The sequence below is a fragment of the Thioalkalivibrio thiocyanoxidans ARh2 genome, assembly GCF_000385215.1.
Taxonomy (GTDB): domain Bacteria; phylum Pseudomonadota; class Gammaproteobacteria; order Ectothiorhodospirales; family Ectothiorhodospiraceae; genus Thioalkalivibrio; species Thioalkalivibrio thiocyanoxidans.
This window is the reverse complement of record NZ_ARQK01000040.1, coordinates 1-25,871: the sequence shown is the minus strand read 5'-3', so window position 1 is coordinate 25,871 and position 25,871 is coordinate 1. Positions and strand designations below refer to the sequence as shown.

Here is a 25,871-nt window from a genome sequence, read left to right as displayed (position 1 = left end):
GCGGCCGGTGTCAGGATGGGTCTTCCCCGTCTGCCTCGGGCGCCAGGTCTTCGGACTCGGGTATGGGTGCGGCGTCAGGATCCACGGGCACCATGGCCTCGGGGATGCGCAGGGTATCCAGGCGTTCGAGCACGCGCAGGGCGCGTTCCCGTGCGGTGGCCAGCCCGGAGTGGCTGGGGGCAAGCGCAAGCCCCTCCTCCCACGTGGTGACGGCTTCCTGGATCTGGCCGGCCGTGTACTGACGACGACCCTCTTCCAGCAGGTGCTCGGTGCGTGCATCGCGTTGCTCGCGCCATTCATCGCACAGGGATATGCGTGCGCGCTGCGCCGCCTGGTCGGGGCCGGAGGCCTCTTCGTCCAGCTGGAGGTCCCCGCTGCGGCACCACTGGGCGGCACGCTGCAATTCGCCCGCTTCCAGTGCCTGACGAAGCTGTGCATTGATCGCGGACACGCGCTCGGCTTCCTCTTCGCGGTCCTGGTCTTCCTCGCGTGTGCGCAGCTCCTCGTCGACCTCGCGGATGCGGGCGGCGCGTTCACTGTCGGGGGACAGTTCCTGCGCCAGGCGCAGCAGGTCCAGCTGTTCGCGACCCTCGCTCTCCTCCGCATAGCGTTCCAGGGTCTGGGCCAGGTTGGGCGCGCGCTCGTTCAGGGTGTCCGGGTCTGCGGGCAGCTGGCCGGAGTCATGGACCAGGGGATGCATGATTTCCAGCAAGCGCAACTGCTCGACCAGATTGCGGGCCTCGAGGATGTCGTGGCGCTGCTGCAGGGTGCGCAGGCCGACTTCGCGCTGGCGTTCCAGCTGGTTCATGAAATGCGCCCGCTCTTCACTCTCGGGCAGACGGGACTCGGCGTCCTCCAGGATTTCCAGGGCCTTGGCGACCGCGCCCTCGCCGGAAACGGCGCGCGCGTCCTCCATTGCCCGTTCGGCAGCCTCCCGAGCCAGGAGTTCGATCTCCTCGCGGCGCGTGGTCCATTCGTCGGCCGGTTCGGGGTCGTGCTCGTCGATCAGGTCCAGGGCGTGCTGGTAGGCCCCCTCCTCGACGGCGGCTTCGATCTGGTCTTCTATGGGCATGAAGGGCTGCATGCCGGCACATCCCTGCAAAAACAACAGGGCCAGCAGCGCCAGCAGCAGGCCAGGTCTCAACGTCTGGAACCTCATCGAGTGGCGTCCGCCGCCGCGAGTATGCGGACGACCTCGAGGGGCTCGCTGACCCCGTGTAACTCGTGGGTTCCCCAATGCTCGGTCTTGAACTGCCCTTTCACCTGCTCATGTTCCATGAAGTACTGGGTGGTCACCATGCCGGCGGATGGTGCGACCGTAACCAGGCGCGCCGCCACGTTGACGGTGTCGCCGACCACGGTGAATTGCATGCGGTCCTGGGCGCCCATGTTGCCGGCCAGCATCTCGCCTGCGTTCAGGCCAATGCGGAACTCGACACGTTCCTCGCCCCGGCCTTCACGCTCAGCGTTGATGGCGGCAACTGTTTCCAGCAATGCGAGGCCGGTTTGCGCCGCAGTCTGGCGATGGTTGTCATCGCCGCCGAGGCCGAAGACCGCCATGGTACAGTCGCCCATGTACTTGTCTACCGTTCCACCGTGACGGGCAATACATTCCGCCATCGGACCGAAGAATTCGTTCAGCATGCGCCCGAGCTCTTCCGGCGTGCAGCGTTCCGACAGCGCGGTATACCCCTTGATGTCCGCAAACAGCACGGACCCCTCGACCGCACGCCCGCCCAGCTCGATGCGGTCCAGGTTTTCCAGGATGTCCTGGGCGATCGCGTCGGATACATAACGGCGCAGAGCCGATTCGACCTGGTCCTTGCGCAGCAGGTCCTGGGCCATGTTGTTGAAGGCAGCGGTGAGCTGGGCGATCTCGTCCTCGTGCACCATCGGCAAGGGGCGCCCGTGCTCGTCGACCGGGTGGCGTATGCGTTCGCGCATGGCGTGTGCCAGGCGCTCCAGCGGGCGCACCAGGCGCTTGCTGATGTCGATCGCCAGGATCAGGCTGAGCAGAAACACGCCGATGGCGGTCGCGATCCCCGCATTGATCGTGTTGCGGATCAGCTCCTGCATCGGGGTCGTGTCGATATGCGCCTCGATGTAGCCGACCTGGACATCCTGAAAGCGCACCTCGCGCCGGTAGGGCTCAGCCGAAGCCGCCAATGGCCAGACCCCTTCACCGATGCCCCCGGCTGGCGAGGGCGGGGTACCAGCCGAGGCGATTGCGCCGCGGTCGATGGCGTAGGCGGTTACCGATTCCACGCGACCGTCCTCGACCAGCGAATTCAGCAGGGTCTCCAGCGTCAGATGGTCTTCGGCCAGCATAAGCTCGGCCGAGGTGCGCGCGATGGGTGCCAGGGTCAGCTCGGCCTGAGCCCGTACCTGGTTATTGAGGACGTTGGTGACCTGATTCAGCACCACGACCGACAGGGTGCCGATCCCGAGCAGGGTGAGAATGGCGACGACCGCGACGATTTTCCACGCAATGGGGAGATAGCGTGGGGTGAAATCCCCCGCAGAGAGACGCCCGTTGCCTTGTTTCCCGGCTTTCACGAGACGGAGGCCATGGAGGACTTTCGGCGTGGGGTCAGCCACGCCTGCCACAGATCAAACAATGCTGCCGAGCGCGCCGCTATGGCGGAGCGCTTCTCCAGGGAGCGGCTGAATGCCGCCTCGCCGTCGAGGTTGCTCATCGTGCCGCCTGCGCGCGCCAGCATCAGGGTCCCGGCGGCGCTGTCCCACAGGGCCTGTCCGCCGTGCAGATACAGATCGGCACGTCCGGCTGCCAGCCACGCCCATTCCAGGGCGCAGGCCCCCAGGTTGCGCTGCGAGCGATACGGGGCGTCCGTGGCCATGGCAGCCGCCAGGTCGGGGCCCAGGCGCTTGTAATCGACCAGGGCTATCGCCTGGTCCAGGCGGCTGGCTGGCGCGCGGGTGGCCGCCGGAGGGGGCACATCGTTCAGCAGTAGCGGCCCGTCTTCTCGTGCGGTAAAGAGTTCGTCGCGCACTGGGTCGTACGTCGCGCCGTGGGTCACGCGGTCTTGTTCGATGCGTGCAATGGAGATCGCGAAAAAGGGCATGCCGCCGGCGAAATTGCTGGTGCCATCCAGGGGGTCGACCAGCCAGAAGGCTGGTGCCTGTTCGAGCACGCGGGCTTGTTCCTGCCGGGGCTGCTCCTCGCTCAGCACGGGTTCGTCTGCGACCGTGCGCGTCAAAAGGTCGCGCAGCCGAGCATCAACGGCGTGGTCGGCCTGGGTAATTACCGAGCCATCGTCCTTGTAGTCCACCGCAATCCCGGCCTCGAAGCGCGGTAGCAGCTCGCTGCGGCCGACAGCACGGAGCTCTTCGGCCAGTTGATTGAATACGGGGTCGCTGATGGGCATGGGCGTCGAGTTTGGGGTGATCGTCGGCCGGAAATGGAATGTGGGTATCATACCGATCCATGACGGCTTTGCTGATAATCCTCGCCCTGGTTCTGGTGGCCTTTTATGTGAATGACTCCTGGCGCACGCACGAGCGTGTGCGCCAGATCGCACGGCGCAGCTGTGAACAGGCCGGTGTGCAGTTCCTCGACGGCAGTGTAGTGCGCACGCACCAGGCCATCCGGCGCCGGCCTGGGGGGCTGGGCTGGTGGCGGCAGTACCGCTTTGAGTTTGCCACCGACGGCTCCAGTCGGCATGTCGGCGAGATTTCGCTGGACGGCCGTCGCCTGCGTCAGGTCACCCTCGATCTGCCCGATGACGGGCGCCTGGTGGATGGCGATGACGGTGCGGGGCATCGGGGCCCCGGGCGATGACGCTGAGCGAACTGCGCTATGTCGTGGCGGTGGCCGACCAGCGTCATTTTGGCCGCGCGGCCGAGGCCTGTCATGTCAGCCAGCCCTCTTTGTCGGTTGCCATTCGCAAACTCGAGGATGAACTGGGCGTCACGCTGTTCGAGCGTGGGCGTGGCGATGTGAATGTGACCCCTGCCGGCGAGCAGGTGGTGGCGCAGGCACGGCGTGTACTGACCGAGGTGGAACAGCTGCGTGCGGTGGCGGTGCAAAGCCAGGATCAACTGGCCGGACCCCTGCGGCTTGGGGCGATTTATACCATCGGGCCGTACCTGCTGCCCGAACTGATCCCCGCGTTGCGCGAACGCGCACCGAGGATGCCGCTGGTCATCGAGGAAAACTACACGGACCGATTGCGGCAGCGTCTGAAGCAGGGCGAGCTGGACGTAATCGTGATCTCGCTGCCGTTTGAGGAGCCGGGAGTGGTCACGCTTCCATTGTATGACGAGCCATTCGTTGCGGTGCTGCCGGGCGGCCACCCGTTACAGGACAAGGAGACGCTGGCCCTCGAAGACATGGCGGATGCCACCCTGCTGATGCTCGGGGCCGGGCACTGCTTCCGTGACCAGGTGCTGGAGCGGTGTCCCGCCTGCCAGAGGACGGTTACCGCAGACGGCAGTACGCCGCGCAATCTCGAGGGATCCTCACTGGAAACGATCCGCCATATGGTGGCCTCGGGCATGGGAGTGACCATCCTGCCATGTACGGCCGTAGGGGCGGATCGCTACGCCCAGCGCCTGCTGGCCGTGCGCCGGTTCCAGGATCCGGTGCCCAGTCGCCGGGTGGCACTGGCCTGGCGCACCAGCTTTCCGCGTCCGGAAGCGATTGAGGCCCTGCGTCAGGCCATACTCGCCACCGCACTGACCTGCGTGGATTTCATTCAGCCCGGAGAGAGTTGCTGAAGACCGAACGGGCTGGGATTCAGTGGCCGGCCAGGACGCGGTTGCGACCGGACTGCTTGGCAGCGTACAGCGCCTCGTCGGCCTTCTGATAGAGGGCCTGCAGGGTGGTGTTGCGGCCAACGCTGGCAACCCCGATGCTGGCGGTGACCCTGACCATGCCCTCGCTTTGCAGGGCCGATGCGTCGTCGGCCGTCGCGGTGGCGCGGGTGCTGCCAATTGCCAGACGGATGCGCTCTGCGCATTCCATGGCACAAGCCAGGTCCGCGCCCGGCAAGACGGCCAGAAACTCTTCCCCGCCCATGCGCACGAGCAGATCGGACTGTCGCGTGGCCGTGCGCAGGGTATCGGCTACCCGGCGCAGCAGCTCATCCCCGACGGAATGGCCATAGTCGTCGTTGATGCGCTTGAAGTGATCCAGATCAATGGCCAGCACGGACAGGGGGCGGTCCTGGCGCCGGCAGTCGGCCAGCCATTTGGCACCCTGGATCTCGAAGGCGCGGCGGTTGCCCAGTCCCGTGAGCTCGTCGGTCTCCAGGGTGGATACGAGTCGGCGGTACCGATGGGCGTTGTGCAGGGCCGGGGCGGCCAGGCCCAGCACGGCTTCGATCTGCTGCTGTTCCGCGTCACTGAAACGGCGTCCGCGCATCAGGATCAACGAGCCCATGCTGGCGCCGTTGTAGCTCAGTCCGTATTCGATACGATGGCGATCGTCCTCGCCGCCCGACCAGGATTGCTCGTCGCCCTCGGTGTAGAAGATCCAGCCTGAATGCTGCAGGAGGGCGTAGAGCTGCTCGTGCAGGCGCTGAAGCACGGTCTCAAATTCCAGTGTTGCGGTCAGAGACTGGACGAAGGCCAGTGCATCGAATGGGGCCTCGGGGCGTGCGGTCGATTTCCCCTTGCCCGGTACCAGGCGCAGATTCCCTGCGTTTCCGTCGCGATTCATGGCTTCCTCGCCAAATCCAATAGTCTCGGACCCCGGGTAAAGCGATTTTTGTGCCAGACTGATTAAAGGCCACACAAACAGCATGTTGTGTGGGATTGGTTTGAGCGGGTGACAAAAAATCGGCGCCCTTCTGCCGGGGCGGCAAGGCGGGACCGCCCCGGGCGGCAAGGGGTGGCAAGATATTGACGCATCGGTGCGGGTGCAGCCTTTGGCCGCGTGTGCCGGCGTGTATGTTTTTTCAGCGTTTCCTCAGGGAAACGCTGACCAATGTACGCACTCGCGTTGGTGCCCCCTGTTTTCCGAGACAAGGCGCGTCGTGCAGCGGGTAGTGGTTCTACCCGCAAGCGGCGCAACGCAGGATCGGGGAACAGGGGGCACCAACCCCACAAACCATTCAATGCAGGGGCTCGGCCGCTCTTGCCCGCTTACGGCGTTGCGGCTCGCTTATGTAGCTCGGCTACACCGCGCTCACCGCGCCTTGTCAGCACGCAAGAGCGACTCGAGCGCGAGCGTGTACATTGGTCAGCGTTTCCCTAAACTGCGCCCATGATTCGTCTCTCCGACATTGAGTTGCGGCGTGGCCGGCAGGTGCTGTTGCAGCACAGCGACCTCACTGTTCACGCCGGGTGGCGCGTGGGCCTCACCGGCGCGAATGGTTGCGGCAAGTCCTCGTTGCTGGCGGCATTGCAGGGCGAGTTGTCCGTGGATGCGGGCCAGGTCGAGGTGCCGGAGGAGTGGGTCGTGGCCCATCTCCCGCAGGAGGTCCCGGGCAGCCCCCGCCGCGCGGTCGACTACGTGCTCGACGGCGACGCCGAGCTGCGCGACCTGGAGCGGCAGCTGGAGTCGGTCGAGGATGGCGCGGAACACGCGCGGCTGTATGCGGCCATCGACGCAATCGATGGCTGGGCCGCCGATGCCCGGGCGCGCCGCCTGCTGGCCGGTCTCGGGTTTGCGCCGGAGGATGCCGATCGCCCGATGAGCGACTTCTCCGGTGGCTGGCGCATGCGGCTTGGTCTGGGGCGGACCCTGATGACCCGCTCGGACCTGCTGCTGCTGGACGAGCCGACCAACCACCTCGACATGGAGGCCATCGTCTGGCTGGAGGGCTGGCTGGCGCGTTATCCTGGCACGGTCATCGTGATCGCACATGACCGACGTTTCCTGGATGCGGTTGTGACGCACATCGCCCATATCGAGCGTGGGCGGATCCAGCTCTACAGCGGCGGCTATTCCCAGGCGGAGGCGCGACGCGCGGAGGCCGCCGCACAAAGCGAGGCCGCCGCGGCGAAGGTTGCGGCCGAGCGTGCGCACCTGGAGGACTTCGTGCGCCGCTTTCGCGCCAAGGCCAGCAAGGCGCGCCAGGCCCAGAGCCGGCTGAAGCGCCTCGAACGGCTGGACGAGGTCGCCGTGATTCGCGCCGCGCGCCCGATCCACCTGGAGATCCCGACCCCGGAGCGACTACCCGACCCACTGCTGGCGCTGGAGGCGGCGGAGGTCTGCGAGGGCGAGACCTGTCGCCTGCAGGCGACTGATCTGCGTCTGCGCCCGGAGGATCGCATTGGTGTGCTGGGGCCCAATGGCGCCGGGAAATCGACGCTGTTGTCCCTGCTGGCGGGCGTGCTCGCGCCGACGGCGGGCGAGCGGCGCGTCGACCCCAATTTGAGGGTGGGGTATTTCGCCCAGCATCAGCGTGAGCAACTGGACCTTGCGGCCTCGCCCCTGACGCATATGAAGCGGCTGGACGCCGCCGCCCCCGAACAGCGCCTGCGCGACTTCCTGGGGGGGTTGGGGTTTCCAGGCGAGCGCGCGGATGGCCCCGTTGGTCAGTGCTCCGGTGGCGAGCGGGTGCGCCTGGTTCTGGCGATGCTGATCTGGCAGGCGCCCGCGCTGTTGCTGCTTGACGAGCCGACCAATCACCTGGACCTCGATATGCGCGAGGCCCTGGCCGAGGCGCTGGAGAACTATGCCGGCGGGCTGGTCGTGGTGGCGCATGACCGGGAACTGCTGGCGCGTGTCTGCGACCGTTTCTGGCGGGTCGAGGGTGGGTATCTCACAGAATTCGACGGTGACCTGGACGACTACGCTCGTGAGCTGCAGCGCGAGCGGGAGGCACAGAGCGCCTCCACTCCGTCGATCACCCCCACCATCGAGGCGCCGCGTTCACAGAAGGAACGGCGTCAGCAGGCTGCGCAGGCGCGCGCGGCGTTGCGTCCCCTGCAGAAGCGGGCCGATGCGGCGGAACAGAGCTGTGGTGAGCTGCAAGATCGGCTGCAGGCGATCGAGGGCGAGCTGGCCGATCCCGCCCTGTACGCGGGAGGTAACGCGGGTCGCCTGGCGGAACTCACCCGCGAACAGGGCGAGTTGCGCACGCGCCTGGAGAACGCCGAGGCGGAATGGATGGAGGCGCTCGAGGCGCTGGAGGCGGCACGGCTTGAGTCGGACCGGGATGATTCTGTGACCAGGGCCTAATGCCTGACCCTTGAACTCGGATATTCGGGCGTCTATACAGGAGGGTGAATACACCGGCAAGAGGGGTCATTCGCAATGAATGCACAGGAACTCAATCGTCGCTGTGTAGAACTCTTTCATCACCCGGACGCGCAATTGCACTGCTGGCATCCCAGGATGTTCTGGGAGACTCACATGGTGGAAAACCCGAAGCCGGAGGATTTGCAGCAGCCGAAGGTGGACCTGCGCGAGCTCGAAGTGCTGCTGGCCGAGGCCACGCACCAGGACTCGCAGTGTGCCGCCGAGCTGGAGCAGGCGGATCCGGGGCGGGCGACACTGATCCGGCACATGGTCGAGCGTGGCGAGATGCCACTGCTGCACCGGCCGCACTGACTTTACTGGGTCCCTGGCGGGACCCCGGCCCGGTCCTCCGTCGGGCCCCTTGGACCCCGGCAGGATGTGGTTGCCGGGGTCTCCTTTATGGGGGTCGTGCGTTACTGGCGAATGAAGTCGGAGAAGTACAGGGCCTCGATGCGGGGCGCGCCGGTCAGTTCCTCCAGCAGTTCGTTGAGTTCCTCCAGCGCTTCCTGACGCAGGTCTTCGCGGGCCGCGCTGCCACGCAGGTTGTCGGGCGCGCGCCCCCCCATGACCTGGATGAGGCGATCGCGGACGGCCGGGATGTGTTCGCGGATCTGGCGGGCATCGTCCATCTCGGCGGCCTCGAGCTGAATCTTCGCCTGCAGGTAGCGGGCGCGGTCGGAAGACTCCATGTTGACCACCACGGGTTCCAGGGTCACGTAGCGGCTGTCCAGGTCATCGACTGCGAGGACGCTGCCGGGGATGACCCACCACAGCAGGAGAAGCAGGAAAAGGCTTGGCGACGGGGTCTTCATGCGGAGATCTCGTGTGGCAAGTGGGCCCCTCGCGTGGCGATGGTCGCCGCGCGACGGTGCGGTTCCTGGCGGAAATATCGGGCCAGATGATCATAGACCGCCGGCAGGGTCTCGCGCAGCCCCTGCGGCTCGAAGAAGAAGGCCTCCGCGGCCACGGCCAGGAATTCCTCCGGTGCGGTCGCGGCGTAGGGGTCCAGCGGCAGCTGGTCTTCCGGGGTGTCGTTCTCCACGGCCGCCACAAATGCCTCGTAGGCGGCGGTGAAGTCACGGGTCCAGTCCTCGGCGGAGTGGTCGCGCGCGAGCGGCGGAAAGCCGTTCACGTCGCCGTTGCCGGCATCCAGTACGTGGGTCATCTCGTGCACCACCACGGCACCGTCGCGAACGATATCGGCCCAGGACAGAATCACCGGGCCACGCTCCCAGGCCTCGCCGGACTGCGGCATGGCCCCCTGATGCACGATGCCGTCCTCGTCCACCCATTCGTGCTCCGGCACGAAGGTGTCTGGGTAAAGCACCAGCGTGCGCCAGTCGCGGTAGGGGGCGAGCCCCAGCTCCAGGACCGGCAGGGCGGCGTAGGCCGCGATCATGCGGCACTGCCCCGGTGTCGGCTCCGATTCGATGCCCACGAACTCCCGGGTTCCCAGCAGCCCTTCCACCAGTCCCTTCAGACGCTCGGTTTCCTCGGGGGTGAGGGTCGCGATAAACGGGACCTGGCGCCGCAGGGTCTCCCATTCATCGGGGCTTAGCGAGACTCGGCCGGCATGACCGGCCGCAAAGGGCTCGATCAGCCGCTTGAGCAGGCCGCGCAAAGGATAGTGGGGCGTGTCGTGCATAGCCACATCGTCGCATGTTTGCGGCCGGCATGCCGCCTGGACGGATGCGGCCCAGCCCGGGACAGGGCGGGCGACGGGCGGCTGTCGAAGACCATCGGGCCTCCTGTCCGCGCCGGGCGACGGCGTCGCGACGCGAAGGGGTCGTTCTGTGCCAGAATCGCGGACTCGGGCGGCCCGGCACGGCTGCCACAAACAAGACGACGGAGTTGAGCGGATGCGCAAGCAAGCGGGAATCGTGGCGGGACTGCTGGTGGTGGCACTTTGGGTGCCCTTCGTGGCCGCGGATGAGGTCCATACGGTCGAGCAATTGAACCAGGCGCCGGCTGAACTCGAAGGCGAAATGGTCCGCCTGGAGGGGATCGTGGGTCGGGTCAACGAGGACATCATGGGCGTGAACTTTATCCACTTCGTGGATGGAACCGGCAGCGAGGGTGACTACATCACGATCACGTCCACCGAGTTGCCCGAGGCCGGCGAACGCGTCTCGGTGACGGGGACGCTGGTTCTGGATCGCGACTTCGGCGCGGGCTATACCTATCCCGTGATCATTGAGGACGCGGAGTTTGCCGAGCAGTAGCGGCCCGCCCTGACCGCAGGGTCGGCGCAACTTCGGATTTCATTCGGGCCGCACAGGATGGTGCGGCCGACGCACACCCAGGGAGGGGGCTCATGTCCATCAAGAATCTGCTGACGCGGTTCGTCCTGCTTTATTTCTCGCTGTCGATCGCTGCGATGTTGGTGGTGGCCTGGTTCGGGCTGGACGAGCTCGGTACGCCGCTTGGCATCGCGATTCTCGTGCTGGCGGTCATGTGGCCCTGCGAGGCCTTCGGGCGCAGGAACGGGCGCTATCTGTCACCCTCCGAGAAACGGCGGGTGATCACAGTGATGGTGGCCGTGCTCTGGGGTACCCAGCTGCCCCTCACGCTGCTGCTGGTATGGGCCGAAGGCATCGCACTCGACGCCGTGGTCCTCGGGATCGTGGGCTTCTTCGCGCTTTTGTATGCGGGATTCGTGGTGGCGCTGGTCAACCTCACGGGGCGCAATCTCCGCAAGCGCGGCCTGGTTCCCCATGGGGCTTCCGACTAGTCGGCCAGGTGGCGCTTGAGCCATGCGATCTCGTCTTCGGACCACTCCGTATCCGTCACCGCCTGCCAGGCGTCGACATAGTGTTCAGCCGCGTAGACGTGGCCGTAGCCGCGCGGCGCGGCATCGCCGATGGCCACATCCACGGCCAGCTGAAGCATGGTGACGACCGGATACCAGGTCAGGTCCGGCGAGACGTCCGGACCGCGTGGATGCTGCATCCATTCCGGCTTCCGGTACAGCGCCTGAGGCTCGAAGAAGGTGATCGGGTCGCTCGCGTACTGCAGGTAAACGATGCGCATCGGGCCCCACGAGGCGCCGGGGATGTCGAGGTGGTTCTCCTGGTTGGTGAAGCGCACGACCGAACTGTCGCGAAAACGCGGGAGCCAGGCCGGGGAGTCCGGCTGGCGCTGGCGCGTGATGTCGCGCCAGGTCTCGCTTCGAAACGGTGGCCCCGCCCAGAGCGCACCGTTGAACGGGTCGCCGATCACGTCGTACAGGTCCGCTGCGCGTTCGGAGTTCAGCGCACCCAGGCTCAGGCCATAGAGGTAAAGCTCCGGTCGCGCGTCCGCGGGGAGCTGTTTCCAGTAGCTGTAGATCTCCGCGAATACGGCCTGGGCCGTCTCGTGGCCGTACTGGGATTCCGACATCAGCGACAGCCAGCTCGGCAGGTAGGAGTACTGGACGGCGACCGTTGCGATGTCGCCGCCGTGCAGGTATTCCACCGGCGCGATCGCGCGGTTGTCCACCCAGCCGCGTCCGGTGGGCGTTGCCAGAATCAATACGGAGCGCTCGAAGGCGTCCGTGCGAACGAGCTCCTGCAGGGCCAGGCGTGCACGTTCCTCGATTTCCTCGGCCGCATTCAGGCCGACGTACACCCGAATCGGATCAAGGGCCTCTTCGCGGGTGAAGTCCGCAATATCGGATGCGGCCGGGGTGTCGCTGATAAAGCGCTGCCCCTGACGGCCCAGTCCCTCGTCCCAGGAGATCAACGACTCGGCACTGCCGGTGCGAGCGGGGTTGGTGGGTTGTTCGGCCCCGGGGTACTCGCGTACGTCGAACTGCTGGAAGCTGCGATCGGCGGTGCGCAGGCCGTACTCCAGCACCACGCCGTCAATGATGGCCCAGAACACGGCGGCGGCGGCCAGGACGCCGATCACATTCGAAAGCCGCCGCGGGACGAAGCGCCGCAGGTGCCGCGCAAGAAAACGTACCAGCAGCCGGAACAGTCGTGCGACGGCAAGGGTGGCCGCGAATACCGCCGCGGCGATGAGGCCCAGCCGGATCGGGAAGCCGCCGTCCACTGGCTCCTGCTCCATCAGCTCGCGGATGGTGTTCTGCCACTCGGTGGCCTGCCACAGGAACGTCAGCACGATCAGCGCGGCCCCGCCGCCGGCGATTACCACCAGGGTGTTGTGCGTACGCTCGCCGAACTCTGGCAGCTCCAGGTAGGACCACAGCCAGTGGAAAAACACGCCCAGCCCGTACCCCGCGGCCAGCGACAACCCGGACAGGATGCCCTGTACATCGTCCGTACGCGGGATCAGGCTTGGCGTCAGCGAGGCGGCGAAGAACAGCGTGGCCAGGATCAGCCCCGGGATCGACAGCGACCCCAGGACACGGGTGGCCCAGCCCGGCCAGATAAAGCGCCGCAGGCGGGTTTGCAGGTGGGCGACGACCGACATCGCGTGCGCAGTTCCTGTGCGAGAGGGAAACCAACATCCTGTCGGGGCGGCCGCGCAGGTTCAAGTCTCCGCATCCCCTGGCCGGGCCCCGGCTCCGCGTGCTGGGCAGCGGCTGCAAGTGGCTATGGCACCGGTTCGAGCGTGCCCGGCGCCTTGAGTCGGTGGTGCCGGATATGCCTGCCCCCGGAGGCATGGTTCCTTGAATGACGTCTCGGTCTGCGCAACGCGCGCCGACCCCGGGCCCGCGTTACTCGGGCATGGCTGCCTCGGGTGAGTGGGTCCGCCGCAACTCGCGCAGTCGTTCGACGATGTCGGGGTGGTCGAACTCGCGCGCCCCGATGGCGCGATACGCGATGCGTCCCTCCGGGTCGATCACAAAGGTGGTGGGGATGCCGCGTACCGGCCAGGTATCGATGGCGTTAGCAGCGCGGTCCAGCAACAGGGGGAAGTCGACCGGGTAGTCGGCGGTGAAAAAGAAGATGCGATCGGCGTCCTCGCCAACGTTGACGCCGAGGACGACCAGCCCTTCGGGCCCCAGCGTGTCCCACAGTCTCTGCAGGGATGGCAACTCCTCGCGGCACGGCGGGCACCAGGTCGCCCAGAAGTTCACGACCACGACCTGGCCCCGGTAATCGCCCAGGGTGTGCTCCCGGCCGTCCAGATCTCCGAGTTCCAGGGGCGGGGCTTCCGGGCGCGGCTCGATGCCGGTAAGAGTGCCGGTGTCTGCCGCGCCGGTGCCAGCCAGCAGGGCGACAAGGATCAGCCCCATCGTGATCCGGTACATGGTCGTCATCCCGACGGTTCCCCGGCGCAGCTCAGGTCCGGCAGACGGGCCTCTTGCGTCTCCCCGGCCTCACGCCAGCGCAACGTGAGTTCAAAGGGGGTGGCTGGCGGGAGATCGAACAGGATCATGCCCATCAGCCAGTCGCCGGGTTCGAAGTGATGCTCGCCGGGAAACAGGGCCCAGCGAAAGGCGATGCGTGCCGCGTCCGCTACCTCCCCTTGCGCCCATGCGGCCTGCCAGTCCCGGTTTGTGCGCGGAGGGGCTGACCCTTCCGGTCCGTGGCTGCTCCAGTGGGGCAGGGCCACCTCGATGGCATGCTGGCCGCGATTGCGCAGGATCGCCTGAAAGACGCAATGGCTTGCGACAAGCTCGGCGTGGTCGGAGCCGAAGCCACGCCCCTGGAAGAACGCGCGCGTCTGGTCCGGTAGCAGTTGCGCCAGCTCCAGCGAGAGACTCCTGTCCTGCCACGTCCAGGTCGTCAGGCCGCTGCTTGCGTCCGTGTGTATCTGTAATTCTCCCGAGGCCCCGGCGCTGGCCGACGCCAGTGACGCGGCCAGTGCCAGCAGGGCCAGCGCAAGGCAGCGGGGCCAGCGTGCCGGGCCGCGTGCGCTACGGACCACCCAGGACATGATCGAGCAGCGTCTCGAAGGCCGGCTCGGCGCGTTCTACCGCGCGCTCCAGACTGGGGTGCGGCTGCAGCGTGGTCATGAACTTCGGATGCAGCATCGAGAGTTTCGTGTTGCCGTTCTCCTCGTACAGACCGATCTGGCCGCAGGGCATCATCGCTCCGACGTGCAGTCCGGCATCCACGATGTCCGGGCCCAGTGGCAGATAGCAGACCTTCAGGGCCGTGATGTCGCCACCGGCCAGGTCGAACTCGGCCAGAAAGATCCAGTCCTCCTCGTTCTCGGCGAACTCGCGGATGGCGCGGGCCAGATCCTCGCGGGACTGTTCGCAGTCGCGGATGATGAAGTGGTCGTCCGGTTCGTCCGCGCTGGCGACCGGTGTGCCCAGGCCCACAGCGGCGGCGCCGGCGATGCACAGGGCGAGCGCGGGGAAGTGTGCAGGTATGTTCATGATGGTGTCCTCCAGGGAGACAGGGATGTCAGACCCGCACGATCTCCGGCTTCAGCGACCAGGAGATCATCAGCAGTTCTTCCTTCTCGCGCTGGCCGACCCCGTGTTCGTCCAGGGCCTCGACGATGTCGTCGACCACCGCGACGAATTCCTCTTCGCTGATGTTCATGCCGCGATGGGTGGTCAGCATGTCGCGTCCGCTGTAGGCCTGCGGGCCGCCGGTGCCGTTGCAGATGAATTCGGTCACCAGGCGAATCACGTCATCGCGATCCGTATTGGCGTAGCGGTTGCGGATGGTGGCGTTCTGCGTGTGCTTGTCGAAGATGGTGGTGGCGAGTTCGCGGATGCGCGTCTCGCCGCCCAGGCGTTCGTAGAGATTTGTGTCGGTCATGATGAATCCTCCTCGCGGGGGTTATCGGGTGGCCACGTACCAGTTGTTCTGCGGGTCATGGGCCAGTTGATGGACCTGGATGTCGTGAAAGCCGGCGCGCGCCAGGTATTCGCGGGCCCGGGGCTCGCCCCACATCGCGCCCAGTCCCGGGCCGCCCTGAGCGAGTGATACCGGCATGCAGTGCATGCAGGACACGGTGTAGAGAAAGGGGCCCAGGGGATGATCGAGATCGTCGCGGATCGCGCCGGAACCGCGGATGTCCTGCATCAGGTAGATCCCTTCGGGCGCGAGTGCGCGGTGGATGCCCTCCAGGGTGGCCAGCGGGTCGGCCTGGTCGTGGATGGCGTCGAAGGTGGTAATCAGCTCGAACTGGCGTGCCGGCACGTGGCGATCGAGCGTTGCGGCATCCGCCTCAATGAATACCGCGTTGTCCAGCCCGAGGGTCTGCGTCTCGGCTCGGGCCTGCTCGATGGCCTCTGCCGACAGGTCGAGCCCCGTGAACTCGCTGCGCGGGTAGAGCGTCGCCAGCCGGTTGAGGATACGGCCCCTGCCGCAGCCGACATCCAGTACGCGGATGCCGCGCTCGAGGTGGTCGGTCAGGCCCGGCACCAGCGGCAGGATGTCGCTTTCCAGCGACGACAGGACGGACTGGCCGCTGTCCTCGGCCATCACCTCGTGGAAGCGGGCATAGTGTTCGTATCCGACGCCTTCGCCGGTATGGAAGGCGTCCACGATCCGGTCCTCCACGCCGCCCAGCAGGCCGATGTACTGGGCGAAGACGGCCAGGTTGTCAGCCGCGGCGGCCCGGGTCAGGCAGGCGGCGTGTGCCGGGGGCAGGGCGAAGCGCGGGCCCTCCGGCTCCACGGTGACGAAGCCGCCGGTGGCCATCGCGCCCAGCCATTCGCGCACGTAGCGCGGGTTAAGGCCCGCGGCCGTGGCGATCGCCTCCGCGGTCGCGGCGGGTCGGTCGCGCATCTGGTCGAACAGCCCGGTGCGGTGTCCGACCGAGAGCATCAGGCACACCGCGCCGTGGTTGAGGACCTCGATCAGGTGCTCGCCGAAGGCCTCGGCAGTCCGTGGCGTTGCTCTGGTTTGCGAGACAGAAGACATGGGCCGGCCTCGGGGGTGGCGGATGGCTTTGTCTCGAGCCTAGGGGGCGGGGGCGCCCTGCGCTGTCAGAAACTTGCGCCGGGCGGCGCTTTCTTGCGGCAAATGTCCCGCCGGGGGCGTCCGCCGCTGGCCGGCCACCCCGAGGCGGGTGCGGGTCGAGCGAGGAAGGCTCGAAAAAACCGTGTGGCCCTATGCGGCGCTGCCCGCGTGGATGCGCCGGTAGGCCGCCGGGGCAACACCGAAGGCGCGGCGGAAGTGTCGGGCCAGCTGCTGCGACGAGTACCCGGTGGCGCTGGCGATCTCGGTAACGCTCAGGGGGGTGCGGACCAGCAGGTCGCGGGCCCGCTCCAGGCGCAGGCGCGTGAGGTACCGATGTGGTGGCAGGCCATGCGTCTCGCGGAAGGCGCGCGCGAAGTGCCAGGGTGACAGACCGGTCAGGGCGGCCAGGTCGCCCAGTGTGACACGGTGATCCAGATGGCCGCGCATGTATTCGATGACCCGTGCCGACTGGTGCGGCGCGAGACTCGCTCGGCGCGACGCCAGTTCCTGGTGCTGATCCGCGAGGCGGGCGAGGCGCACGACCAGCACCGCGATCATGCTTTCCACGAACAGACGTGCGGCCGGGTCCTGCCGCCCCATCTCCTGCCAAAGGCACGCCAGGGCCTGACTCACCAGCGGGTCGGCCTGTGTGCGGGTATGAAGGGGGCCAAAGTCCAGTGGGTCATCGGGGTCGCGTTCCAGGCAGGCGCGGGCGAGTCCCGCTGGTATACCGACAAAACGCATCCTGGCAGGGTCGTGCATCTGGCAGTAAGTAGGAACGTTCGGTGGGATCACCACGAACTCCTTCGGGTCTGCCCAGCCGGAAAAAGCCCCGGCACCGATGTCGCAACGAAAGCGAAAGGGCGCCCCGCAGGTGTCGCTGATCATCAGCTCGCGCACCGGCGGGGTGCTCATGCGCCCCGGCGGGTGGGCGTTCTCGAGCATCGGGATCGGCGGGTTTCCCCGCGCGCGGACCTCCTGCAGGAACGGCGCGTCGCGCCCCCGCGCAAAGAAGTCGAGCATACTGGTCGATCGTTGTGGCATCGTCTGCACCCCGCAACCTGGCTTATAGGCCATGGCGAGCCGTCGATCCACTTGTGACGGGATTCCCGCGACAGGGGTGTCAGCGATAGACCCGGACTTCCTGTTCCCGGCCCTCCACGCCGCGGTTGGCGCAGAACTCCTGTTCATGGCCGTCGGCGTAGCGGATCTCCACGTTGAAACCGGCCCCGGGCGGGTGGTTCAGGGCCACACGGCGGCGTTCTCCGGGGCCGATCTCGCCCTCGCGCAGCGACGACTCGGACAGGTCGTGTCCGAAGTCGAAGTGGACCGCGCGGATGGGGACCTCGCTGTCGTTGTGCAGGGTGACCATCAGGACCCCCTCGGGCGGCCCCGGCTCGACGCCCCAGTGCACCAGTGCCGCGCCCGCGGCCAGCCCGAGCAGGAACAGCCAGGCGGCGGGCGTGCGCAGGGCATCCACCACGATCTCGTCCCAGCTGCGGCGTTGTCTTTCCTGGTCCACTGGCGCCCCCGATTACCAAAAATAAGAAAAGACTAATATACAGCGCGGGCGCAGGCAAAGGCGCGTATGAATGGTCAGCTCAGTGTTCGGCCTCGTCCAGGTCCTCGGATGTGTCCCGCGACAGGTCCGCGGTCAGGTAGTCCAGCGTCATGGGCAGGCCCAGATCCACGCGCGGGAGGTGCTGCAGGGTGATCCGGATGGATCGCGGGCGGGCCTCGAGCAGGTGACCGCCGCAGCGGCGGTCGGCATCGATAAAGTGCAGGTGGTAGCCGGGCACCGCGACCGACTGCATGAACGCGGGGGTCCAGAAGCCGGCCATCGAACCCTCGATGCCCTCGAATTCGTATTCCGGCTGCTCGCGGGCGACCTCCACCAGCGGCCGGTAGGCATCCTGGCGCGGGACCGAGCGGGTGCGCACGTAGTCGAAAACGCCGTCCAGCCGAATCGCGTAGACCATGTTGTGTGACGGGATCAGACGGTCGAACAGGGCGAGCAGCCCGTCGTAGTCCATCGGGGTATTGATGGTTTCCTCGCTCCACGGGCGAAAGCGCGTGACGCAGGCGAAGGGCGTGCGCGTCTCCGGCACGACCGCGTAGGCGCGGCCGTCCGAGCGCAGCTGGAAGACCTCGCCATCCAGGACCACCATCTCGCCGTCGAGGTCGTTGAAGGTACCCAGCCCGAAATCGCCGCGATCAAGGATGTCGGCGATCGTCGTGTCCTCGCGATAAAGTCCTTCGACCAGGGCGTTCACCGGTGCCGAGACGTACAGGCTGGCGGGGGCCGCCGGCGTCTCCAGCCAGCGCTCGAGCAGGGCCTGCGGGTCCAGGTCCTCGCGGCGGGCGCGCGCATTCAGGCGTTCCATTAATTCAGGGGGCAGCTTGTTACTGGGCATCGCGGCGGCTTCCGGTCAGCGCAATCGGTTGCCGGGAAGGTTGCGCGGGCGCCGGGCTTCCCGCAACCCCGTGCCGGTTGCATGTGACCCCGGGGGCGCATTCCGGTATGTTCGCCGGGTTTGCAGACAGGCAGGAAACGCAGCCCCGTGGGAACCGACGAACGCAATCTGCAGGGACTGGTCGCGCAGCTGGCGGAGCGCCTGGCGGGCACCGGCCTGCACGGGCGCATTGGCCTGGAGAAGGAGACCCTGCGCGTTGGCCCGCAAGGGTCGCCGGCCCTGACCCCGCACCCGACGGCGCTGGGCTCGGCCCTGACCCATCCGAATATCACGACCGACTACTCCGAGGCCCTGCTGGAGCTGGTCACCCCGCCGTTCGACGATGTGCGCGAGACGCTGGGTTTCCTGCACGACCTGCAGGCCTTCGCCGCCGCCAATGTCGGCGACGAGACCCTGTGGTCCACCTCCATGCCCTGCGTGACCGCCGATGACAGCGCCATCCCGGTCGCGCAGTACGGCACGTCCAACGCCGGGCGCATGAAGACCGTTTACCGTATCGGACTGGGGCACCGCTACGGGCGCAAGATGCAGGTGATCGCCGGGGTGCACTTCAACTATTCCCCGCGCCCCGAGTTCTGGCCGGCGCTCGCGCAGGTGCTGGGCGAGCAGGACGACCGCGCCTTCCGCGACGAGCGCATGATGGGCATGATCCGCAACCTGCTGCGCTTCGGCTGGCTGGTGCCGTACCTGTTCGGGGCCTCGCCGGCCGTTTGCAATTCCTTTCTCGAGGGCCACGGGGCGGTGCTGGAGGACTTCGACGACGACACCTCCTACCTCCCGCATGCCACCAGCCTGCGCATGGGCGACATCGGCTACACCAACCGCAAGGAGGCGGACACCGGCATCAAGGCGGACTACAACTCGCTGGCCGGCTATGTCGACTCGCTGCGCTGCGCAATCAACACGCCCAGTCCGGAGTGGGAGCGCATCGGCGTGAAAGTCGATGGCGAATACCGCCAGCTCAACGCCAACATCCTGCAGATCGAGAACGAGTACTACTCCACCGTGCGCCCGAAGCAGCCGCTGGAGCGCTTCGAGAAGCCCACCGATGCGCTGGAGGCACGCGGGATCGAGTATGTCGAGCTGCGCTCGGTGGATATCAATGCCCAGCACCCGTTGGGGGTGGACGAGACCCAGCTGCGCTTTCTCGAGGTGTTCGCCCTGACCTGCCTGCTGCATCCGGGGCCGCAGCTGGAGCCGGGTGAGCTGGATGCGATCGACGCCAACCTGCTGGATGTGGCGCACTACGGCCGCCGGCCCGGGTTGAAACTGCGCCGCCCCGACGGCGAGATCGCGCTGCAGGACTGGGCCCGGAAGCTGCTGGCCGTGATGCGCCCGGTCGCCGCGATCCTTGACCAGGAGCTGCCGGGCGACCCGTACCGCCGCGCCCTCAGCGAGCAGTGGGGCAAGGTCGAACAGGCCGACCTGACCCCCTCGGCACGCATGCTTGAAGACATGATGGCGCGGGAGGAAGGCTTCTACCGCTATGCGCGCCGTCTGTCCGCGCAGCACCGCGAGGCGTTTCGCTTTAACGGCCCATTGCCGCGCGCGGAGACCCTGGAGGCCCTGGCGCGCCAGAGCCTGGCGGAGCAGGCGGCGATCGAGGTGGCCGATACCCTGGATTTCGACACCTTCCTGCAGCGCTACTTCGACGGGACCCTGCGCGCCTCCTGAGTTTGAGTTCGACATTTTCGAATTATCAAGCGCAAATTACGCAATTTATTTTCGGGTTTATCGACAGGATAATCGGGGCTCATCATCCGTAACCGTGGCGGCCGGACCGTCTCCGAGGGAATCCCATGAGTCTTCTGATCAACGGCGAACTGCGCGAGGGCTGGCTGGAAGAGGAGTCCGACGAGAACGGCGAGTTCGTGCGCCAGGACCAGCAGTACCGCAACTACGTGACTGCCGACGGCTCCGCGGGCCCGCTGGGCGAGGGCGGCTACCCGGCCGAGTCCGGGCGCTATCACCTGTACGTCTCCTATGCCTGCCCCTGGGCACACCGCGCGTTGATCCTGCGCAGGCTCAAGGGTCTGGAGCCGCACATCGGGCTGTCGGTCGTGCATCACTACATGGGCGATGCCGGCTGGTCCTTCGATGACTGTGACGGCTGCACCGGCGACCGGGTGCACGGCTCACGCTACATGCACGAGCTCTACACCCGCACCGATCCGAAGTACACGGGCATCGTGACCGTCCCGGTGCTGTTCGACACCCAGACCGACCGGATCGTGAACAACGAGTCGGAAGACCTGGTGCGCATGTTCAACAGCGCCTTCGACGGCATCACCGGCAACACCCTGGATTTCTACCCGGAGGACCTGCGCGAGGAGATCCACGCGGTCAACGAGCGTGTCTACGAGAACGTGAACAACGGGGTCTACCGCTCCGGCTTCGCGACCTCCCAGAAGGCCTACGATGCCGCCTGGGACCGCCTGTTCGAGACCCTGGACTGGCTGGAAGAGCGCCTGGCGCGCCAGCCGTTCCTGGTGGGTGACCGGATCACCGAGGCCGACTGGCGGCTGTTCACCACGCTGGTGCGCTTCGACCCGGTCTACTACAACCACTTCAAGTGCAACCGCCAGCGCATTATCGACTTCCCGGCACTGTCGGCCTACCTGCGCATGCTCTACCAGCGCCCCGGCGTGGCCGAGACCGTGCGCATGGATCACATCAAGTCGCACTACTACGGCAGCCACCCGATGCTGAATCCCAGTGGCATCGTGCCGAAGGGCCCGGTGATCGATTACAGTGCGCCGCACGGTCGGCCGCTGGGGGATCTCCCGGCCGAGCTTCGGAACGCCGCGGAGATGTGACGGTCGTTACACTATTGGCGGGGACTACGCTGGCCCGGGCTTGCCCGGGCCATCCTTGTATCGAGGGGTTGGCTGGGTGAAGGCGATTGGCTGGTTGCTGGGGTTGTTGGCCGTGGTGGCGCTTGGCGTGGCCGTCTGGTACGGGGTCGAGGGTGAACGTCCGGAGGCCAACGGAGAGGGCCAGGCCACTGATGAAGCCCCCGAGGAGGCGGATCGTCGCACCCCGGTACGGACCTCCATCGTGCAGCCGCGCACCTTCGAAACCATCGTCGAGTCCCTGGGCACGGTCCGCGCCAACGAGTCGGTACTGGTCACGGCAAACGTGACCGAGCGCGTGGTCGAGGTCCTGTTCGACGACGGTGACGAGGTCGAGGCCGGGCAGGTCCTGGTGCGCCTGGATGCGGACGAGGCCGAGGCGGCCCTGCGCGAGGCCCGGGTCCAGGTGGAGGAGGCCCGGCGCGAACTGGAACGCGTGCGTGATCGCGTGGCCGATGGCGTCGTGACACAGCAGCAGGTGGACCAGCAGCGCTCGCGCCTGAGCGAGGCCGAGGCCCGGCTGGCGGCCGCCCAGGCGCGTGTGGCCAATCGCACCATCCGTGCCCCGTTCTCCGGCCGGCTGGGTCTGCGTCAGGTCAGTCCCGGTTCGCTGGTAAGCCCCGGCACCCCGATCGCGGAGCTGGACGATATCGAACGGGTGAGGGTCGATTTCGCGGTGCCCGAGCGGCACGCGGCCGCGATTCCACTGGGCAGCACGGTAATGGGCCGCAGCGCGATCGGCGCGTTCGAGGGGCAGGTCTCTGCGGTGAGCAACCGCCTCGATGTGTCGACCCGGACGCTGACGGTGCGCGCGACGGTGGACAACCCCGACTTCATCCTGCGCCCGGGGATGCTGGTCAATATTCGCCTGGCGCTGGATCCGGTCGAACGGGTCGCTATCCCCGAGGGCGCGGTTCAGCAGGTGGCCGATCAGCACTTCACCTTCCGCCATCTGGATGACGGCACGGTAGAGCGCGTACGGATCCGCATCGGGCGGCGCATGCCGGGCTTTGCCGAGATCCTCTCCGGGCTGGAAACCGGGGATGTGGTCGTCTCCGAGGGCGTGTCCCGGGTGCGTGACGGGCAGTCCGTGCGCGTACTGCCGCCGCGCGTGCCCGAGTTCCTGGAAACCGGCGAGGCCGGTGACGCGCAATGATTATCTCGGATGTCGCCAATCGCCGTCCGGTCCTGGCGATTGTCTTCAACCTGCTGCTGATTACCTTCGGCCTGATCGCCTACGACAACCTGCCGCTACGTGAATACCCCGACGTGGACCCGCCCGTGGTCACGATCGACACCGTCTACCCTGGCGCCAGCGGCGACATCATCGAGCGCGAGGTGACCCAGCGGCTGGAAGACCGGGTCGCGGGGATCGAGGGCATCCGCTATGTGGAGTCCACCAGCGAGGACGGCCAGTCCCGCATTACCATCGAATTCAACCTGAATCGCGACCTGGACGCGGCGGCCAACGACGTGCGCGAGGCCGTCAGCCGCGCGATGCGCGACCTGCCCGAGGATATTGACCCGCCGGAGGTCACCAAGGCGGATGCCGACGCCAACCCGATCCTCTGGCTGAACCTGTCCAGTACCACGATGGATCAGCTGGAGCTGGCGGACTACGCGGAGCGTCACCTGATCGACCGCATCTCGGTGGTGGATGGTGTCGCGCTGGTGCGCCGCGGCGGTGCGCGCAGCTATGCGATGCGGATCTGGGTGGACCGCGAGGCCCTGGCTGCGCGCGAGCTGACCGTAACGGACATCGCCGATGCCCTGGAACAGGAGAACGTCGAGCTCCCGGCCGGGCGTCTGGAGTCGGTCGAGCGCGAGTTCACGGTGCGGGTCGATCGCCAGTACCGCACCCCGGAGGACTTCTCCAACCTCGTGCTCAAGCGTGGCGAGGAAGGGCAGCTGGTGCGGCTGAGCGACGTCGCCGAGGTCAATATCGGCGCGGACACCGAACGCAGCGAGTTCCGGGGCAACCGCGAGGACATGATCGGGCTGGGGATCATCCGCCAGTCGAACGCAAACGTGCTGGATGTCGCCAACGGGGTGAAGGCCCTGGCGGCCGATCTGCAGGACAGCCTGCCGGAGGGCACCTCGCTGGTGACCACCTACGACGAGTCGGTGTTCATCGAGGGGGCGATCCGCGAGGTCTACATCACACTGGCCGTGGCAACCGCGGCGGTGGTGTTCGTGATCTGGCTGTTCCTGGGCAGCTGGCGGGCGACCATCATCCCGGCGGTCACGGTACCCGTGGCGATCACGGCGGCCTTTATCGGCATCAACCTGTTCGGTTTCTCGGTCAACCTGCTGACCCTGCTGGCGCTGGTGCTTGCGGTCGGGTTGGTGGTGGATGATTCCATCGTGATGCTGGAGAACATCCATCGCCGCATCGAGCGTGGCGAGCCCGGCCTGCTGGCCGCTTATCGCGGCGCCGGGCAGGTGGGCTTCGCGATCGTGGCAACCACCTCGGTACTGATCGCGGTATTCGTGCCGCTGGCCTTCCTCGAGGGTACGGTCGGACGCCTGTTTACGGAGTTCGCGATCGCGATGGCGATCGCCGTGTTCTTCTCCAGTATTGTCGCGCTCACCCTCGCGCCGGTGCTGTCCGGGCGCTTGATGCACAAGGGCGACGACGACACCGGTGCGGCGCGCTTCATCAGCCGTGGCTTTTCCTACCTGGAACGCGGTTACGGGCGGGCGCTGCAGACCGGCCTGAAGGGCGCCTGGCTGATCGTGCCGATCCTTGCCCTGGTGCTCGCGGCGGCCTGGTATCTGTTCGACACCCTGCCCGAGGAGTTCGCACCGCACGAGGATCGTGGTGCCTTCTTCGTAATGGTGGACGGCCCGGAGGGGGCCAATTTCGACTACATGAGCCGCCAGATGGCCGAGATCGAGACGCGCATCCAGCCCTTGATCGAGGATGGTCCCATTCGCCGGGCCCTGGTGCGTACGCCGCGCGGCTTCGGTGGCTCGGAGCTGATGAACAACGGCTTTGTGATCGCGATCCTCGAGCACTGGGATGACCGCGACATGTCGGGGCAGGAGGTGATCGACGAGGTGAGGGAAATCGTCGAAGAGATGCCGGGGGTCGAGGCGCGCGTGGTCATGCGCCAGGGCCTCTCGCGCGGACGTATCGGTCCACCCGTACAGTTCGTGATCTCCGGGCCGGACTACGACACCCTCGAGGAGTGGGGCGAGATCATGCGCGAGGCGGCCGAGGGCATTGACGGCCTCACACGCGTGGATCTCGACTACGAGCCCACGCAGCCGCAGATCAATGTACGCCTGGACCGCGATCGCGCAGGCGACCTCGGCGTATCCATGCGCGATGTCGGGCGCACGCTGGACATCGTGCTCGGCGGCCGCGATGTGACCACCTTTGTCGATCGTGGCGAGGAGTACGACGTGATCATCGAGGGGCTGACGGACCAACGCCGCACCCCGGGGGATATCGACAACCTCTACGTGCGTTCGGCGGCCGGCTCCATGGTGCCGCTGTCGAGTCTGGTCACCTACGAGGAGTTCGCCGGTCCCTCGTCGCTGGAGCGCTACAACCGCTCCCGCTCGGTCACCCTGACCGCCGGCCTGCAGGACGGGATGACGCTCGGTCAGGCGCTGGATGCCCTGGATGCCAAGGCGGCGGAGTTGCTGCCCGACGAGGCCGGGATCGACTACAAGGGCGAGTCGCTGGACCTGCGCACGGGATCCGAGGCGATCCTGTTCGTCTTTGCGCTGGCGTTGCTGGTTGTGTTCCTGGTGCTGGCCGCACAGTTCGAGAGCTTCGTGCACCCGTTCGTGATCATGCTGACCGTACCGCTCGCGGTGGTCGGGGCATTGCTCGGGCTGCACCTGACCGGCCAGACCCTGAATATCTACAGCCAGATCGGAATGGTCATGCTGATCGGGCTGGCGGCGAAGAACGGCATCCTGATTGTCGAGTTCGCCAACCAGCTGCGAGACCGCGGGCGCGACTTCGACACCGCCGTGGTCGAGGCGGCGCGTATGCGCCTGCGGCCGGTGCTGATGACCGCGCTGACCACCGTAGCCGGGTCGATCCCGCTGATCCTGGCCTCCGGGCCGGGCGAGGAGACGCGCTTCGTGATCGGGGTGGCGGTGTTCTCCGGCGTGCTGTTCGCCACGCTGTTCACGCTGTTCGTGATCCCGGCGGCCTACAGCCTGGTCGCGCGCGGCACCACCTCGCCGCTGGCGACTACCCGCCGCCTGCACGACCTCGACGCCGAAGTCACCGACGTCGACGGCGAACGCCGCGGCGCCCGCGCCTCATCCGCCCCACGCGCCGAACCCTGATTTCCCGTTGCCGGGCCGCCTGCCCTGCTGGGGCGGGGCCTGGTTCGTCCTCTGGAGTTTACGGTGGCTTCGTCCGGCCGCCTGCCGTGCGCTCACTCGCGAGCGCGCCGCGAGGCACTTTCTTGCTTGCCCAAGAAAGTACCCAAAGAAGGGCACCCGGATTCCGCCCGGGGACCTTGCTCCAGGGCCCTCGGGCCGGCGGCGCTGAAAC

The 25,871-nt window shown here is 66.9% G+C and carries 25 protein-coding genes; 10 read left to right on the top strand and 15 right to left on the bottom strand.

The genetic code is table 11. The features are described from left to right. Positions 1 to 10: 10 nt before the first annotated feature. From G372_RS0104010 to G372_RS0104000, 3 genes are read right to left on the bottom strand one after another with little or no spacing between them, the layout of a single operon-like run. Complete coding sequence (locus G372_RS0104010; RefSeq protein WP_026279043.1) at positions 11 to 1,159, bottom strand: hypothetical protein; 1,149 nt, start codon at positions 1,157 to 1,159, stop codon at positions 11 to 13. Next, entirely contained in the window at positions 1,156 to 2,556 is a 1,401-nt protein-coding gene (locus G372_RS0104005) for an adenylate/guanylate cyclase domain-containing protein (RefSeq protein ID WP_019624021.1), read from the bottom strand. Before G372_RS0104005 ends, G372_RS0104010 begins: the two co-directional genes overlap by 4 nt. Next, entirely contained in the window at positions 2,553 to 3,386 is an 834-nt protein-coding gene (locus G372_RS0104000) for an inositol monophosphatase family protein (protein WP_018864563.1), read from the bottom strand. Before G372_RS0104000 ends, G372_RS0104005 begins: the two co-directional genes overlap by 4 nt. A gap of 59 nt (positions 3,387 to 3,445) precedes the next feature. On the opposite strand from G372_RS0104000, the gene G372_RS0103995 reads away from it, so the two are divergent. Together G372_RS0103995 and G372_RS0103990 are read left to right on the top strand one after the other, a co-directional pair. Next, a complete protein-coding gene (locus G372_RS0103995; RefSeq protein ID WP_019624022.1) occupies positions 3,446 to 3,799 on the top strand; it encodes a DUF3301 domain-containing protein in 354 nt (117 codons plus the stop codon). Further along, positions 3,796 to 4,737 carry a hydrogen peroxide-inducible genes activator gene (locus tag G372_RS0103990; protein WP_018864565.1) on the top strand — a complete coding sequence of 314 codons (942 nt, stop codon included), beginning with the start codon at positions 3,796 to 3,798 and terminating at the stop codon, positions 4,735 to 4,737. The genes G372_RS0103995 and G372_RS0103990 overlap by 4 nt, the downstream gene beginning before the upstream one ends. Positions 4,738 to 4,756: 19 nt before the next feature. Here the strand turns inward: G372_RS0103990 and G372_RS0103985 are convergent, their stop codons facing one another. Continuing rightward, positions 4,757 to 5,680 (bottom strand): GGDEF domain-containing protein, encoded by a 924-nt coding sequence (locus tag G372_RS0103985; protein WP_019624023.1) that lies wholly within the window; start codon positions 5,678 to 5,680, stop codon positions 4,757 to 4,759. 546 nt (positions 5,681 to 6,226) lie between these two features. On the opposite strand from G372_RS0103985, the gene G372_RS0103980 reads away from it, so the two are divergent. Then, the gene (locus G372_RS0103980) at positions 6,227 to 8,149 is read left to right on the top strand and encodes an ATP-binding cassette domain-containing protein (RefSeq protein WP_019624024.1); all 1,923 of its coding nucleotides are present in this window, start codon (positions 6,227 to 6,229) and stop codon (positions 8,147 to 8,149) included. A gap of 75 nt (positions 8,150 to 8,224) precedes the next feature. Then, complete coding sequence (locus G372_RS0103975) at positions 8,225 to 8,521, top strand: hypothetical protein (RefSeq protein ID WP_018864568.1); 297 nt, start codon at positions 8,225 to 8,227, stop codon at positions 8,519 to 8,521. A 101-nt stretch (positions 8,522 to 8,622) separates the two neighbouring features. Here G372_RS0103975 and G372_RS0103970 read toward each other — a convergent pair whose 3' ends face one another. Next, complete coding sequence (locus G372_RS0103970) at positions 8,623 to 9,021, bottom strand: flagellar basal body-associated FliL family protein (protein ID WP_018864569.1); 399 nt, start codon at positions 9,019 to 9,021, stop codon at positions 8,623 to 8,625. Continuing rightward, positions 9,018 to 9,854, bottom strand: coding sequence for a M90 family metallopeptidase (locus G372_RS0103965; protein ID WP_019624026.1), 837 nt, complete (start codon positions 9,852 to 9,854; stop codon positions 9,018 to 9,020). The genes G372_RS0103970 and G372_RS0103965 overlap by 4 nt, the downstream gene beginning before the upstream one ends. A gap of 214 nt (positions 9,855 to 10,068) precedes the next feature. On the opposite strand from G372_RS0103965, the gene G372_RS0103960 reads away from it, so the two are divergent. Both G372_RS0103960 and G372_RS0103955 read left to right on the top strand, forming a co-directional pair. After that, positions 10,069 to 10,431 carry a hypothetical protein gene (locus tag G372_RS0103960; protein WP_019624027.1) on the top strand — a complete coding sequence of 121 codons (363 nt, stop codon included), beginning with the start codon at positions 10,069 to 10,071 and terminating at the stop codon, positions 10,429 to 10,431. A gap of 92 nt (positions 10,432 to 10,523) precedes the next feature. After that, the gene (locus G372_RS0103955; RefSeq protein ID WP_019624028.1) at positions 10,524 to 10,940 is read left to right on the top strand and encodes an ABZJ_00895 family protein; all 417 of its coding nucleotides are present in this window, start codon (positions 10,524 to 10,526) and stop codon (positions 10,938 to 10,940) included. Here G372_RS0103955 and G372_RS0103950 read toward each other — a convergent pair. From G372_RS0103950 to budA, 9 genes are all read right to left on the bottom strand, one after another. Continuing rightward, positions 10,937 to 12,622, bottom strand: a complete 1,686-nt coding sequence (locus tag G372_RS0103950; RefSeq protein ID WP_018864573.1) for an alpha/beta hydrolase — start codon at positions 12,620 to 12,622, stop codon at positions 10,937 to 10,939. The genes G372_RS0103955 and G372_RS0103950 overlap by 4 nt on opposite strands. A 247-nt stretch (positions 12,623 to 12,869) precedes the next feature. Further along, positions 12,870 to 13,391, bottom strand: coding sequence for a TlpA family protein disulfide reductase (locus G372_RS0103945; protein WP_425274025.1), 522 nt, complete (start codon positions 13,389 to 13,391; stop codon positions 12,870 to 12,872). Between the two features lie 20 nt (positions 13,392 to 13,411). Continuing rightward, positions 13,412 to 14,035, bottom strand: a complete 624-nt coding sequence (locus G372_RS0103940) for a hypothetical protein (RefSeq protein ID WP_019624030.1) — start codon at positions 14,033 to 14,035, stop codon at positions 13,412 to 13,414. Continuing rightward, on the bottom strand, positions 14,016 to 14,483 hold the full coding sequence (locus tag G372_RS0103935) for a DUF302 domain-containing protein (RefSeq protein ID WP_019624031.1): 468 nt from the start codon (positions 14,481 to 14,483) through the stop codon (positions 14,016 to 14,018). The genes G372_RS0103940 and G372_RS0103935 overlap by 20 nt, the downstream gene beginning before the upstream one ends. A 28-nt stretch (positions 14,484 to 14,511) precedes the next feature. Beyond that, entirely contained in the window at positions 14,512 to 14,874 is a 363-nt protein-coding gene (locus G372_RS0103930) for a group I truncated hemoglobin (RefSeq protein ID WP_019624032.1), read from the bottom strand. A 21-nt stretch (positions 14,875 to 14,895) separates the two neighbouring features. After that, positions 14,896 to 15,984, bottom strand: a complete 1,089-nt coding sequence (locus G372_RS0103925; RefSeq protein WP_019624033.1) for a class I SAM-dependent methyltransferase — start codon at positions 15,982 to 15,984, stop codon at positions 14,896 to 14,898. A gap of 189 nt (positions 15,985 to 16,173) precedes the next feature. Beyond that, positions 16,174 to 17,046: a helix-turn-helix domain-containing protein gene (locus G372_RS0103920; RefSeq protein WP_019624034.1), complete on the bottom strand. Its 873-nt coding sequence runs from the start codon at positions 17,044 to 17,046 to the stop codon at positions 16,174 to 16,176. A 100-nt stretch (positions 17,047 to 17,146) separates the two neighbouring features. Next, positions 17,147 to 17,545 (bottom strand): hypothetical protein, encoded by a 399-nt coding sequence (locus G372_RS0103915; protein ID WP_018864579.1) that lies wholly within the window; start codon positions 17,543 to 17,545, stop codon positions 17,147 to 17,149. 79 nt (positions 17,546 to 17,624) lie between these two features. Then, positions 17,625 to 18,437, bottom strand: a complete 813-nt coding sequence (gene budA, locus G372_RS0103910) for an acetolactate decarboxylase (protein WP_026279045.1) — start codon at positions 18,435 to 18,437, stop codon at positions 17,625 to 17,627. 147 nt (positions 18,438 to 18,584) lie between these two features. On the opposite strand from budA, the gene gshA reads away from it, so the two are divergent. The 4 genes from gshA to G372_RS0103890 all read left to right on the top strand — a co-directional run bounded on the left by gshA (position 18,585) and on the right by G372_RS0103890 (position 25,660). Then, positions 18,585 to 20,171, top strand: a complete 1,587-nt coding sequence (gene gshA / locus G372_RS0103905) for a glutamate--cysteine ligase (RefSeq protein WP_019624035.1) — start codon at positions 18,585 to 18,587, stop codon at positions 20,169 to 20,171. A 125-nt stretch (positions 20,172 to 20,296) separates the two neighbouring features. Next, the gene (locus tag G372_RS0103900; protein WP_019624036.1) at positions 20,297 to 21,313 is read left to right on the top strand and encodes a glutathione S-transferase family protein; all 1,017 of its coding nucleotides are present in this window, start codon (positions 20,297 to 20,299) and stop codon (positions 21,311 to 21,313) included. A gap of 76 nt (positions 21,314 to 21,389) precedes the next feature. Then, a complete protein-coding gene (locus tag G372_RS0103895; protein ID WP_019624037.1) occupies positions 21,390 to 22,505 on the top strand; it encodes an efflux RND transporter periplasmic adaptor subunit in 1,116 nt (371 codons plus the stop codon). After that, positions 22,502 to 25,660, top strand: coding sequence for an efflux RND transporter permease subunit (locus tag G372_RS0103890; protein ID WP_018864584.1), 3,159 nt, complete (start codon positions 22,502 to 22,504; stop codon positions 25,658 to 25,660). The genes G372_RS0103895 and G372_RS0103890 overlap by 4 nt, the downstream gene beginning before the upstream one ends. Positions 25,661 to 25,871 lie beyond the last annotated feature (211 nt).

What these genes read in the sequence shown, in the direction of transcription:
- G372_RS0104010 (WP_026279043.1), bottom strand. Translation starts at nt 1,159, where the DNA reads ATGAGGTTCCAGACGTTGAGACCTGGCCTGCTGCTGGCGCTGCTGGCC.
- G372_RS0104000 (WP_018864563.1), bottom strand. Translation starts at nt 3,386, where the DNA reads ATGCCCATCAGCGACCCCGTATTCAATCAACTGGCCGAAGAGCTCCGT.
- G372_RS0103995 (WP_019624022.1), top strand. Translation starts at nt 3,446, where the DNA reads ATGACGGCTTTGCTGATAATCCTCGCCCTGGTTCTGGTGGCCTTTTAT.
- G372_RS0103990 (WP_018864565.1), top strand. Translation starts at nt 3,796, where the DNA reads ATGACGCTGAGCGAACTGCGCTATGTCGTGGCGGTGGCCGACCAGCGT.
- G372_RS0103985 (WP_019624023.1), bottom strand. Translation starts at nt 5,680, where the DNA reads ATGAATCGCGACGGAAACGCAGGGAATCTGCGCCTGGTACCGGGCAAG.
- G372_RS0103980 (WP_019624024.1), top strand. Translation starts at nt 6,227, where the DNA reads ATGATTCGTCTCTCCGACATTGAGTTGCGGCGTGGCCGGCAGGTGCTG.
- G372_RS0103975 (WP_018864568.1), top strand. Translation starts at nt 8,225, where the DNA reads ATGAATGCACAGGAACTCAATCGTCGCTGTGTAGAACTCTTTCATCAC.
- G372_RS0103970 (WP_018864569.1), bottom strand. Translation starts at nt 9,021, where the DNA reads ATGAAGACCCCGTCGCCAAGCCTTTTCCTGCTTCTCCTGCTGTGGTGG.
- G372_RS0103965 (WP_019624026.1), bottom strand. Translation starts at nt 9,854, where the DNA reads ATGCACGACACGCCCCACTATCCTTTGCGCGGCCTGCTCAAGCGGCTG.
- G372_RS0103960 (WP_019624027.1), top strand. Translation starts at nt 10,069, where the DNA reads ATGCGCAAGCAAGCGGGAATCGTGGCGGGACTGCTGGTGGTGGCACTT.
- G372_RS0103955 (WP_019624028.1), top strand. Translation starts at nt 10,524, where the DNA reads ATGTCCATCAAGAATCTGCTGACGCGGTTCGTCCTGCTTTATTTCTCG.
- G372_RS0103950 (WP_018864573.1), bottom strand. Translation starts at nt 12,622, where the DNA reads ATGTCGGTCGTCGCCCACCTGCAAACCCGCCTGCGGCGCTTTATCTGG.
- G372_RS0103945 (WP_425274025.1), bottom strand. Translation starts at nt 13,391, where the DNA reads ATGGGGCTGATCCTTGTCGCCCTGCTGGCTGGCACCGGCGCGGCAGAC.
- G372_RS0103940 (WP_019624030.1), bottom strand. Translation starts at nt 14,035, where the DNA reads ATGTCCTGGGTGGTCCGTAGCGCACGCGGCCCGGCACGCTGGCCCCGC.
- G372_RS0103935 (WP_019624031.1), bottom strand. Translation starts at nt 14,483, where the DNA reads ATGAACATACCTGCACACTTCCCCGCGCTCGCCCTGTGCATCGCCGGC.
- G372_RS0103930 (WP_019624032.1), bottom strand. Translation starts at nt 14,874, where the DNA reads ATGACCGACACAAATCTCTACGAACGCCTGGGCGGCGAGACGCGCATC.
- G372_RS0103925 (WP_019624033.1), bottom strand. Translation starts at nt 15,984, where the DNA reads ATGTCTTCTGTCTCGCAAACCAGAGCAACGCCACGGACTGCCGAGGCC.
- G372_RS0103920 (WP_019624034.1), bottom strand. Translation starts at nt 17,046, where the DNA reads ATGCTCGACTTCTTTGCGCGGGGGCGCGACGCGCCGTTCCTGCAGGAG.
- budA (WP_026279045.1), bottom strand. Translation starts at nt 18,437, where the DNA reads ATGCCCAGTAACAAGCTGCCCCCTGAATTAATGGAACGCCTGAATGCG.
- G372_RS0103900 (WP_019624036.1), top strand. Translation starts at nt 20,297, where the DNA reads ATGAGTCTTCTGATCAACGGCGAACTGCGCGAGGGCTGGCTGGAAGAG.
- G372_RS0103890 (WP_018864584.1), top strand. Translation starts at nt 22,502, where the DNA reads ATGATTATCTCGGATGTCGCCAATCGCCGTCCGGTCCTGGCGATTGTC.